The sequence below is a fragment of the Aliirhizobium sp. YIM B11859 genome (genome assembly GCF_057163345.1).
The window spans coordinates 672500-684865 of sequence record NZ_JBXHAY010000002.1 but is presented as its reverse complement, the minus strand read 5'-3'; the positions used below and the strand labels follow the sequence as shown (position 1 = coordinate 684865).

The 12366-nt window shown below is 61.6% G+C and carries 7 protein-coding genes; 4 read left to right on the top strand and 3 right to left on the bottom strand.

Annotated elements, in window-relative coordinates; all coding sequences use genetic code 11:
- Window positions 1–65: 65 nt before the first annotated feature.
- From AC2GXZ_RS09510 to AC2GXZ_RS09500, 3 genes are all read right to left on the bottom strand, one after another.
- The gene (locus tag AC2GXZ_RS09510) at window positions 66–878 is read right to left on the bottom strand and encodes a TIGR02186 family protein (RefSeq protein ID WP_483758911.1); all 813 of its coding nucleotides are present in this window, start codon (window positions 876–878) and stop codon (window positions 66–68) included.
- Window positions 878–1801, bottom strand: coding sequence for a sulfite exporter TauE/SafE family protein (locus AC2GXZ_RS09505; protein WP_483758910.1), 924 nt, complete (start codon window positions 1799–1801; stop codon window positions 878–880). Before AC2GXZ_RS09505 ends, AC2GXZ_RS09510 begins: the two co-directional genes overlap by 1 nt.
- A 394-nt stretch (window positions 1802–2195) precedes the next feature.
- Window positions 2196–6125 carry a peptidoglycan-binding protein gene (locus AC2GXZ_RS09500; RefSeq protein WP_483758909.1) on the bottom strand — a complete coding sequence of 1310 codons (3930 nt, stop codon included), beginning with the start codon at window positions 6123–6125 and terminating at the stop codon, window positions 2196–2198.
- A 413-nt stretch (window positions 6126–6538) separates the two neighbouring features.
- Between AC2GXZ_RS09500 and AC2GXZ_RS09495 the strand changes: the two genes are divergently transcribed.
- From AC2GXZ_RS09495 to AC2GXZ_RS09480, 4 genes are all read left to right on the top strand, one after another.
- Window positions 6539–8332, top strand: coding sequence for an acyl-CoA dehydrogenase C-terminal domain-containing protein (locus tag AC2GXZ_RS09495; RefSeq protein ID WP_483758908.1), 1794 nt, complete (start codon window positions 6539–6541; stop codon window positions 8330–8332).
- A gap of 53 nt (window positions 8333–8385) precedes the next feature.
- Window positions 8386–8625, top strand: coding sequence for a hypothetical protein (locus AC2GXZ_RS09490; protein ID WP_483758907.1), 240 nt, complete (start codon window positions 8386–8388; stop codon window positions 8623–8625).
- A 39-nt stretch (window positions 8626–8664) separates the two neighbouring features.
- Window positions 8665–9873 carry an acetyl-CoA C-acetyltransferase gene (locus tag AC2GXZ_RS09485; RefSeq protein WP_483758906.1) on the top strand — a complete coding sequence of 403 codons (1209 nt, stop codon included), beginning with the start codon at window positions 8665–8667 and terminating at the stop codon, window positions 9871–9873.
- 202 nt (window positions 9874–10075) lie between these two features.
- Entirely contained in the window at window positions 10076–12292 is a 2217-nt protein-coding gene (locus AC2GXZ_RS09480) for a 3-hydroxyacyl-CoA dehydrogenase NAD-binding domain-containing protein (protein ID WP_483758905.1), read from the top strand.
- Window positions 12293–12366 lie beyond the last annotated feature (74 nt).

Sequence of the window (12366 nt, the reverse complement as noted above, 5' to 3'; positions counted from 1 at the left end):
GTGGTCTGGTACGGGACGGGCGACGATAGGCCCTAATTAGAGCAGCAAAGGGTGAAGCAAAGCGGTCAGTCCTTGCGGAAGGCGATACTCGCGGCCCAGCCGGTCAGAAGCGCGATCAGCACGCTGAACAGACCATAGAGCAGTGGCTGGTTATGTGCCGCGTCGGTGATTGCCTGTTCGAGGCCTGTCTTGGTCACCCTGAGCGGAATTTCTCGCTGGGTAAGCAGCGATCCACCCTTGAACAGATATGCATGCACGATATGGACGCCGTCGGGCACGTTGGCCGGCAGTCTGAGCGACGCGCGGAACAGACTGGAGGAAACGAAGCGTACACCGCTCGCCTCCTTCTGATAGAGCCCGCCTGAAAGCTTGAGCCGGCGATAGGCCTCGCGAAAATCGGAGAGCTCGCCGACATCGCGGATATAGCCGGTCGGGTTGAGTGGAAGATGCTCGATCCCGACGCCGGCAGGATCGATCGGCGGCAGTTGCGTCGGATCGTCGAGCTGTCGGGTACTGGCGATCGAATAGCTTTCCGGTACCTGTTCGAAGGTCATCGAATCCGTATTAACCCAGACGCCGAAGATCCGCTCCTTCTTGCGCACGGTTGCATAGTCGCGCGGCCCTTCGAGCGTCACGATGATATCGTAATTGCCGATCGCAAGCAGCAGGTCGTCGGGATTGGTCATGGCGCCGAAGACGGTGAGATCGGCGCCGCGAAAATCCGAGGTGATGGCGATTTCCGTCGTCGACACACCGATATCGAGCCCTTCTTTCGCGCTCGAGGCCTCGCCGAATGGCATTTGCGCCAGGCTCTGCCCGGCCGGCATCAGCAGCAGGCAGGCGAGAAGGGCAGGGAGGTGCGCAAGCCGGGGAAACATCAGTATGATCCCCCGACGATGACCGAATAGAGATCCTGCGGCCGGATGAACAGGCCGATCGCCAGGCGGATGCCGACCGCCAGGACCAGCAGTGCCAGCAATGCGCGCAGCTGTTCACCGCGCAGCTTCTGCCCGACCCTGACCCCGTATTGCGCTCCGATCACGCCCGCCACCATCAGCATGAAGGCGAGCACGATATCGACGGAATAGTTGGTCGCGGCCTGCACGATCGTCGTGTAGGCGGTGACGAAGATGATCTGGAACAGCGACGTTCCGACGACGACATTGGTCGGGATGCGCAAGAGATAGATCATCGCCGGCACCATGATGAAGCCGCCGCCTACACCCATGATCGAGGTCAGGATACCGATCATAAAGCCGAGCAGCACCACTGGAATGGCCGAGAGATAGATCTTCGATTTCTTGAACCGCATCTTCAGCGGCAGCCGGTGCACCCAGTTATGCTGGCCGGGACGTTTCAGCGGAAGCGGCTGGTTGAGCTTCGCCTTGCGCATCGCGCGCAGGCTTTCCTGCAGCATCAGCGTGCCGATCGTCGTCAGCAGCACGACATAGAGCAGCGAGATGAACAGGTCGAGCTGGCCGATGCTGCGCAGCCAGGAAAAGATCCAGACGCCGACAGTGGCGCCGACAAGACCGCCGACCAGAAGCACCGTGCCGAGCTTCATGTCCAGCGTGCCGCGCCGGAAATGGGTGATTGCGCCGGAAACCGATGAGGCGACCACCTGGTTGGCACCGGTTGCCACCGCCACGACCGGCGGAATGTTGTAGAAGATCAGCAGCGGCGTGATCAGAAATCCGCCGCCGACGCCGAACATGCCGGACAGAAAACCGACGGCCGCACCCATGCCGAGGATGATGAAGATGTTCACCGACAGCTCTGCTATGGGCAGGTAGATTGTCACGGCAGACCCCGACAAGGCGAAACAGGACGACGGCATCCGGCAGGCGATGATAGGCCTGTCCGATCTGCTGGCTGGAAAGTCTCTCACATGCCGGGTGAACAAGGCATGAAGATGTCTCCCCCTCATGCCGTCAGGGCGTGCGCCAAGTCAAACCCGGTAAGGCTCCAAACGGTTCCGCAAGCCCTTGATTTGCCGATTTATTCACGGCGTGGCGAATATGCCTCGTCACCCGTTACCCGGTCGGTTTAGTCGTGATTGGGGGGCTGCATCGGCCTTAAGATCGCGTGGGGTTTTCGCAAACTGCGATGCACAGCTTGCTCAAAGCGTCCGTTGTCAAAAAAGAGCCGGACCGGATGGGATCCAAAGGATCGGCATCCGGCCCAGCGACTGGAGCTCATCCGTTTCGTGCCAGCAGTTCACGCACCATGGCATCATCCACCTGGCCGGTCGGCTCATGGCCGATCGACGTCTGGAATGCCTTGATCGCCGAAACTGTTTTTGCACCCATCTTGCCGTCCGGCGTGCCGGCATCGAAGCCGTTCTTGTTGAGGATCGCCTGGATATTGCGGATCGCCTTGGTCATGTCGACCGAAGCAGTGGTCAGCTTCTTGCCGGACGCCCATTCGTCGGGAAGGTTGACGGCATTGGCGCGCGGATCGAGCGGCTTGGCAACCCAGCCGTCAAGCTTGGCGCGGGCACTGTCCAGCTGTTCCTTGCGCATCGCCTTGGCCACTTCGTCGCGCTTGGCGGCGGCATCCGTATCGCCGCCCTTGGCAGCGACGCCGAACCACTTGTAGCTCTCTTCCAGATCCTGCTTCACGCCATTGCCGCGGGCATAGAGGATGGCGAGATTGAACTGGCTGTCGGCCACCCCGAGTTCTGCCGCCTTGCTGAACCATGAGACGGCTTTCGCATAGTCCGGCTGCCCTGCAGCACCTGAAGCGTAGAGCACGGCGAGATTGTGCATGGAGCTCGCATTGCCGGCATTGGCTGCCGCCTGGTAATAGGAGATCGCCTCGTTGAGGTTGCGCTGGACGCCGGTTCCCTTTTCCAGGATGTTGCCCATTCGGTACTGGGCCGGCGGCAGGCCGCGATCGGCGGCAAGGCGATACCATTTGGCCGCCTCAGCCATATCCGTGGTGACGCCGCGGCCTTCGCTGTAGCGGGCGCCGATTTCGAACAATGCATTGGCATCACCGCCCGCCGCGGCACTTGCAAGCGACTGCGGCTCGATCCCGGCCGGAACGTCGATGCCGGCAGAGGGCTGTGCCTGTGCAATATTGGTGGAAACATCCGGTGCCGCCGGTACGCTTTCCGCTGCGGGGGCCTCGGCTACCGTATCGGGTGCGCTGTCCGGCGCCAAAGGTGCTCCAAGCGGCGCACTCGTAACCGCGCCGTCTGCCGGAACCTCGGGCGACGGGCCAAGATCGGCAACCGGTGCGTTTGTCTGTGTCTCGGAGGCCTGCGGTGCAACCGCAACCGCCGGATTGCTTGGCGTTCCAGTCGATGACGCGCTGACCGACGCGGCCGGGCGCTCGATCGTCGCCACCTGTGGAGCGTTGCCGCCACCCGTCACCGTCTTGATCAGCGGCATCGCCATCAACGCCAGCAACACGGCACCGACCGCCATCAGGATCGGCCGGCGATGGCGCGAAAATGCCGATATGCCGGGCGTTCCCTTGGTATCCTTCGCCTGACCCGGCTTCGGTTTGGCGAGCTTGACCTGGCCCTTCGGCATCGAGCCCATCTGCGACGGGTCGGCTTCCTGTGCTGCGGCCTTGGCAGCGCGGCGCGCGGCGGCGATATAATCTGCCCTGTCGCCGGTCCGGTCGCCGCTAAATTCGCCGGCGGCCTGGCTCGCCCGGACCCTTTCGAGGATCTTCTTCACATCGGGAGCACCCGAACCCGGCTCCAGAAGTTCGTTTTCACTTTCGGCAGACAGAACGTCGTCCGGCTCCATCGACGGATCGATGGAAGGCGTCGGCTCCACATAGGTGCGCGCGCTCGTGTCGTCCTTCTGTTTGGCGGCCGGACGGAAACGGCGAGCAAGGCCGCCGAGCAGGCTTTTCTTCGCCGGCTTGTCGTCTTCTTCGTATTCGGTTTCCGGTTCTGCAGGCTTCAAGAGGGCCGGGATATGCTCGGACATGGTCGAGCCGATCGCGCTGGTCTCGCGCAGGCGGGCCTCCGTGCGTGGCATGTCGAGGCTTGCCAGTTCGTGCGCGACCTCTGCCGAAAGCGCCGGCATCGCAGCGTCGCGTGCGACAGGCGCCTCCCGGTGGATCGGCGCTGCGGCAAACGCCGGCTGTCGCACCGGTTCTTCGGCGCGGTAGGATATCGCTGCTGCAGTCGTGACGTGGCCTTCGAGATGGTCCAACCGGTCGGCGATCTGAACCAGCGTGCCATGCAGCGCTTCGAATGTCTGGTGCGTGCGGCTTTCGGAGCCGCGCGTCAGGTCTTCGAGATGTTTCAGATCTTCGGCGAGTGCGGCAAGTGCTGCCATGTCCGGCGCCGAGACATTCGTCCCTGTTCCGACATTGCGCGAATAGGCCTCGACGACGGCTTCGGCCGCCTGCCGGGCCGCCTCGACGATATATTCGTCATTGGTCGCCATATAGCCTTCGATCGCAGCCATCCGGTTGTCGAATTCCGGCGGCCAGCTGACGGAAGCGCCGTTCGGCTCGGAAATCAGCGACGAGAGATTGGCGATCTGGGCTTCGAGACCGCGCAGGGCCTCGTCATTGCTGTGCGGCGTATTGCTCGCCTCATCCAGCCGTGCTGCGATGTCGCTCAGCCTGTCTTCGATTCGGCCGAAGGCGGCCTCCTCGGCACCGTCCTGCGGTCGCGGCTGTTGTTCCATTTCCTCGATCCGGCGGGCAAGATAGTCCAGCCGGTCGCCGAGACCTTCGGCAGTGAAACTGCTGTCCAGCGCATCGATCTTGCGTGAAATGTCGGAAAGATAACCGGCGAATTCGTCCTGCTGTCCCGACGGCTGCAGCTGAACCACGAGGGCCGAAAGCTGCTCGATCCGCTCTTCCAGCCTGACCGCAGCCTGTTCTTCCGCCATCTGCTCGATTCTGCCGGCAAGCAGCTCGATCCGCTGCGAAAGCCCGTCCGTGGCGCTGCGGTCGGATGCGGAGCGGCCGATCGTCTCGACATGGTCCATCAGCGCCGAAAGCCCACCTTCGAGCCGCTGCATCGAAAGCTCGTCCTGCGCGCTGGTGGCGGTGCGGGCGTTGGCGGCGATCGCCCGGGTGATCTCGTCGAGGCGCTGGTCGAGCTGGCCGAACTGTTCGACGAACGCCGTGTCCGAAGGCTTCATTCGCGAGCCGAGCTGCTCCATCATGCCGGCGACGGAAAGAAGCTTCTGTTCAAGCGCCCGGATGACCGGGCTGTCGGCCATCAGGCCGAGCTGGTTGCGGATATCGTCGATCCGGTAAGCGAGCGCAACCAGTTCCTCGCGCATCGCGGAAACGGTGTCGGTATCCTGGATGCGTTCTTCCAGACCGATCCACTGGTCCTGCATCTGCCGCAGCGATTCTTCGCGGGCAAGCCCGTCCATGACGGAGCGCAGGTCGTCGAAGTCGGCGCGCAGCTTGGCTGCGTCCGGCGTCGCTTGCATCATGGTCAGCTGATCGATGCTCTGCGAAAGCCGCGCGATGTCGGCCTGCACGTCCTGGGCAAAATGCTGGTCTTCCGCCTGTGTCTTGATGGCGCGCACTTCTTCTCTCAGCGCCTGCATGTCACGCGAAAGCCCGTCGGAAATATCCTGCTTCAGGTCCTGTCGCAGACTGGTCAGCGCATCGGTGAACTCGCGCAGATCCGCGCGGCGCTGGTTGGCTTCGGCAACCCGGGTGGAGATTGCCGGCTGTCGCAGGTCTTCCCGGCGGGTCGGGGTGGCAATGCGACCTTCGGGGCGACCTTCCACACGCATCTCGGCAAACCGCGGGCTTTCAACCGGCGCAACATTGCCTCTTGGTGATTCGTTTCGGTGCGCGGGCTGGTTCGCCTGTTCGAGAATACGCTGCCGCTCGCGGATTTCGGCCAGCGGGTCACGGGGAAGTGGGGGGCGTGGCGAGGCGGCGGCCTGAGAACGCTGCAGTCCCAGAGGCAGGGTAGCGGCTGGAGCGACAGGCTGTTGTGGCGCCGGCACGCGCGCCGTATCGGCCACGCGCACAGGCGCTGCCGGCGGTGCCGCCTGTCGGCCGACCCCGGCCATCAAGCCCTGAATACGCGCTTCCAGTCCCTCTATGGTGCGGTTCAGCGCATCCAGGGACGAGCGGTCTCGGTCGCCATGACGTGGGGGTGCCGATCGTGATCCGTTCATGTGCTCGCTCGCTTCGACGTTGATCCTGCCGGTTCGAATCCGAACTTCCCCCGGGAGGTATTCCTCCATAAGTAAGTTCGAATATTAGATGAACCTTACGCAAGACTTGCCATTGTGACGATGTGAAGCCTTTTCAGCTAAATGCTTCACGCCGCCATATCGCCCACTATGTGCGAAAACATGGTAAATAAGCCGTTAAGAATGTGCCGCGTCTTAACCATTTCATAATATCCTAATATGGGTGATGCCGACTGCGTTCGGCCTCAACCCCCCTGTATCTCGACATCTTCGCCCGGAATTGATCTTCGCCACCGATTGACGTTTACGCGCACGTCAATTAAATGACCAATGCAAGAGTTCGCAGCATCTGGGAGTGACGCTGCGGGCCATGATGACAGGGAGGATGTCCATCTATGCCAGTCTACAAGGCGCCGACTGCCGATACGCTTTTCATTCTGAACGACGTCCTGGGCCTGGAGCGTTACGGCAACCTTCCCGGTTTCGCCGATGCCTCGCCGGACATGGTCGAGGCAATCGTCGCAGAGGCCGCCCGCCTGGCCGAGCAAGAACTCTTCCCGCTTAATCTTTCCGGCGATCAGGAAGGCTGCACGCGCCATGATGATGGCACGGTTTCGGTGCCGAAGGGTTTCAAGCAGGCTTACGACCAGTATTGTCAGGGCGGCTGGATCGGTTTGGCGGTGCCGGAGGAATTCGGCGGGCAGGGGCTGCCCTACACGCTGCATGCCGCCGTCGGCGAATATATGTCTTCGGCCAATATGTCGCTGATGATGTATCCGGGCCTGACACAAGGCGCGATCGCCGCCATCCTTGTCCACGGTTCGGACGAACAGAAGGCCACCTATCTGCCGAAAATGATCGAAGGCACATGGTCCGGCACGATGAACCTGACCGAACCCCATTGCGGCACCGATCTCGGCCTTCTGCGCACCAAGGCTGTGCCGCAGGGCGATGGCTCATACAGGATTTCCGGCCAGAAGATCTTCATCTCCGCCGGCGAACATTCGATGACCGACAATATCGTCCATCTGGTTCTTGCCCGCATCGAAGGCGCGCCCGAGGGTACCAAGGGCATCTCACTTTTCATCGTGCCGAAGTTCATGGTCAATGAAGATGGCTCATCCGGCACCCGTAACACCGTCACCTGTGGCGCCATCGAGGAAAAGATGGGCATTCACGGCAATTCCACCTGCGTGATGAATTACGACGATGCCACCGGCTATCTGATCGGCACGGAGAACAAGGGCCTCTCGGCCATGTTCGTGATGATGAACGAGGCCCGGCTTGGCGTCGGCCTGCAGGGCCTGTCGATCGCCGAGACCGCCTACCAGAATGCCGTCGCCTACGCCAACGAGCGTATCCAGGGCCGGTCGCTGTCCGGCGCCAAGGCACCGGACAGACAGGCCGATCCGATCATCTTCCACCCGGATATCCGCCGCGCGCTGATGACCATCAGAGCCTTCAACGAGGCCGGCCGCGCCTTCCTTCTCTGGACGGCACTGAAATCCGACATCGCCCACCGCTCGCCGGACGAAGCGGAACGCCAGAATGCCGACGATCTCCTGAGCCTTGCGACCCCGATCCTGAAGGGTGTCCTGACCGACAAGGGTTTTGACCACGCCGTCATGGCCCAGCAGGTGTTCGGTGGCCACGGTTACATCGAGGAACACGGCATGAGCCAGTATGTCCGCGATGCCCGCATCACCATGATCTATGAGGGCGCAAACGGCATCCAGGCGCTCGATCTGGTCGGCCGCAAGCTGGCCTTGAATGGCGGCCGCGCCGTCATGGCCATGTTCAAGGAAATCGGCGATTTCTGTGAGGACAATCGCGCCGACGAAGCGATGGTTCTCTATACCAAGGGATTGAAGAAGGGCTTGAACGACCTGCAGGCATCGACCATGTGGTTTATGCAGAACGCCATGGCCAGACCCGACAATGCCGGCGCCGGTTCCACCGACTACATGCACCTCTTCGGCCTCGTGACGCTCGGCTACATGTGGGCCAAGATGGCAAAAACTGCGCAGGAGAGGCTTGCAGCGGGAGACCCGCGTGAGGCGTATTTGAAGAATAAGCTGATTACCGCAAAGTTCTTTATGGAGAAGCTGATGCCGGAAACGGCGTTGCGCAAGCTGCGCATCGAGGCCGGTGCGGATAGCGTGATGGAACTGGCAGCCGAGGCGTTTTGATCTGCGCCATGGCGCTTCCTCACCTTGTGGGGAGAGGCAGGGAAGGGACTTTGATGGTGGCAAAGGCTGATCTGACTGGCTGGGTGGTTGATGCCCTTAAATCCAATGGTGGGGAGGCATCGATCCTGTATGTCGCTCGCCATATTTGGGATCATCACGAAAAGGATCTCCAAGGTCATGACCTGTTTTATTCTTGGCAATACGACATGCGGTGGGCTGCCACCGAACTCAGAAAAAAGGGTTTAATGGTCCCAGCCGACGACGACCGGCGAGGGAAATGGACTCTGAAATAATACTAGCTGCCGGTGACGGCTGTAGGGAGAGATGACAGCATGACCGAAGTCTTCATTTACGACCATGTGCGCACGCCACGCGGTCGCGGCAAGAAGGATGGATCGCTGCACGAGGTGCCTTCCGTGCGTCTCGCCGCAAAAACGCTGGAGGCCATCCGCGACCGCAACAACCTCGACACATCGACCGTCGATGACATCATCATGGGCTGCGTCGATCCGGTGATGGACAGTGGCGCCGTCATCCCCAAGGCGGCCGCCTTCGAGGCGGGTTATTCGACCAAAGCGCCGGGCATGCAGATCTCCCGTTTCTGCGCCTCGGGCCTCGATGCCATCAATTTCGGTGCAGCCAAGATCGCCGCCGGGTCCGACGACATCGTTATCGCCGGGGGGATCGAATCGATGTCGCGCGTCGGCATGGGCATGTCCGGCGGTGCCTGGTATATGGACCCTTCGGTCAATTTCCCGGCTTATTTCATGCCGCAGGGCGTTTCCGCCGATCTGATCGCCACCAAATACGGTTTTTCCCGCGATGACGTCGATGCCTATGCCGTCGAAAGCCAGAAGCGCGCCGCAAAGGCCTGGGATGCCGGTTATTTCAGGAACTCGGTTATCCCGGTCAAGGACCAGAACGGTCTGATCATTCTTGATCGTGACGAACATATGCGCCCCGGCACCGACATGCAGGCGCTCGCCTCGCTCAATGCCTCCTTCCAGATGCCGGGCGAAATGGGCGGTTTCGAAGCGGTCGGCATTCAGGCCCATCCGGAAATCGAAAAGATCAATTACGTCCACCACGCCGGCAATTCTTCCGGAATCGTCGATGGTGCGGCGGCCGTTTTGATCGGCTCCAAGGCGGGTGGTGAGAGCATGGGCATCAAACCTCGCGCCCGCATCCGCGCCTTTGCCAATATCGGCTCGGACCCGGCACTCATGCTGACCGGCCCGGTCGATGTCACCGAAAAGCTGCTCGCCCGCACCGGCATGACGATTGCCGATATCGATCTGTTCGAGTTGAACGAGGCCTTTGCCGCCGTCGTCCTGCGTTACATGCAGGCTTTCGACATTTCCCACGACATGATCAACGTCAATGGCGGGGCGATTGCCATGGGCCACCCGCTCGGCGCCACCGGCGCGATGATTTTAGGCACGGTTCTCGACGAACTGGAACGGCGCGATTTGAACACTGCGCTGGTCACGCTCTGCATCGGCGCCGGCATGGGTACGGCAACGGTCATAGAGAGGGTTTGAGTTTGGCGCCCGTGGCTTGCCCCTCACCCTAGCCCTCTCCCCCGTAAACGGGGCGAGGGGACGTGCCCCGGTCGACACCGGAGGGGACGGGGAGGCCGCAACGCGGGTCCTTCTCCCCGCAAGCGGGGAGAAGGTGGCGGCAGCCGGATGAGGGGCACGCCCCACCCGCGGACAGAAATTTCAGGGAAGAGGAAATCCCATCATGAGCACCTACACCAATTTCACCATCGAGACCGATGCAGACGGCATAGCACTTGTCACCTGGGACATGCCCGGCAAATCGATGAACGTCTTCACGCAGGAGGTGATGGACGAACTCGAGGCGATCCTTAAAACAACCGTCGAAGACGCCGCCATCAAGGGCGTCGTCTTCACCAGCGGAAAGTCCTCTTTCTCCGGCGGTGCCGATCTCACCATGATCCGCGGCATGTTCTCGATGCTCCAGGATGAGCGCGCCAAGGACCCGGCGAATGCTGCCCAAAAGCTGTTCGATACCGCCGGCCGCATGACCTGGCTGTTCCGCGCCATCGAAACCAACGGCAAGCCTTGGGTCTCGGCCATCAACGGCACCTGCATGGGTGGCGCTTTCGAACTGTCGCTCGCCTGCCACGGCCGTGTCGCGTCCAATGCCAAGTCGGTGAAACTGGCGCTTCCCGAGGTCAAGGTCGGCATCTTCCCGGGCGCCGGCGGCACCCAGCGCGTCTCGCGCCTCACCGACGCCCAGTCCGCCCTGCAGATGATGACGACCGGCCAGTCGCTCACCCCGCAACGTGCCAAGTCGATGGGCCTCGTGCATCAGGTGGTCGAGCCGGATCAGCTCGTCACCGCGGCAAAACAGATGATCAGGGATGGCCTCAAGCCCATCGCCCCATGGGATGAAAAGGGCTTCAAGGCCCCCGGCGGCGGTGTCTGGACGCCTCAGGCGGCTCAACTTTTTCCGGCCGCCCCGGCGATCCTGCGACGCGAGACCGCCGGCAATTATCCCGGCGCGCTGGCGATCCTGAAATGTGTCTATGAAGGCCTGCAGCTACCTTTCGATACGGCACTCAAGGTCGAACAGCGTTATTTCACCGAAGTTCTGCAGACGACCGAAGCCTTCTCGATGATCCGCTCGCTGTTCATCTCGATGCAGGAACTCGGCAAGGGTGCCCGCCGCCCGGCCGGCGTTCCAAAGAGTGAATTCAAGAAAGTCGGCATTGTCGGCGCGGGCTTCATGGGTGCCTCGATCGCCTATGTCACGGCCGCCGCCGGCATTCCCGTCGTTCTCATCGACCAGACCCAGGAAGCGGCCGACAAGGGGAAATCCGTTTCCGAAAAGCTGGTTGCCGATAGCATCGCCAAGGGTCGCCTGGGCAAGGAAGAGGGCGAAAAGCTGCTTTCGCTCGTCACCCCCACGCCGGACTATTCCACTCTTGCCGATGCTGATCTCGTCATCGAAGCCGTCTTCGAGGACCGCGCTGTCAAGAAGGCGGTGATCGAGCAGGTAGAGGCGGTCATCCCGGCCAGCACCATCTTCGCCTCCAACACCTCCACCCTGCCGATCTCGGGCCTTGCCGAAAACTCGAAGCGGCCGGACCAGTTTATCGGGGTGCATTTTTTCTCGCCGGTCGAAAAGATGATGCTGACCGAAGTTATCCTCGGCAAACAGAGTGGCGACAAGGCGCTGGCCGTCGCGCTGGATTTCGTCGCGAAGATCAGGAAGACACCGATTGTCGTCAACGATACCCGCGGTTTCTTCGTCAACCGCTGTGTCTTCCGCTATATCAACGAGGCCTATGACATGCTGGCCGAAGGCGTACCGGCGGCGATGATCGAAAATGCGGCCAAGATGGCCGGCATGCCGGTCGGGCCGCTGTCGCTCAACGACGAGGTCGCCGTCGATCTGTCCCAGAAGATCATGAGGGCCTCGATCGCCGATCTGGGCGAGGCCTCGGTCAAGCCCGGTCACATGGCGCTGATCGACAAGATGGTCAACGAGCTGGATCGCCGCGGCCGCAAGAACGGCCAGGGCTTTTACGACTACCCGCCAAAGCCTGCGAAAAAATCGCTCTGGACGGGCCTCAGGGATCTCTACTCGCAGAAACCCGCCTCCGAAATCGACGTCAACACGCTGAAACAGCGCTTCCTTGTGACGATCGCGCTCGAAGCGGCCCGCACGGTGGAGGAAGGCATCGTCACCGATCCCCGCGAGGCGGATGTCGGCTCCATTCTCGGCTTCGGTTTTGCGCCTTATACCGGTGGCACGCTCAGTTATATCGACGGCATGGGCGTCACGAATTTCGTCGAACTGGCGGAAAAACTGGCCGCAACCTATGGCGACCATTTCAGGCCGACGCCACTCCTGAAGGACATGGCAGCCAAGGGGGAGACATTCTACGGCCGCTTCGATCCATACGAAAAGGCGAAGGCGGCAGCATAGGCGGTTGCTAGAACCGTCCTTCGCCCCGCTTGCGGGGAGAAGGTGCCGGCAGGCGGATGAGGGGCAGTTTCTTC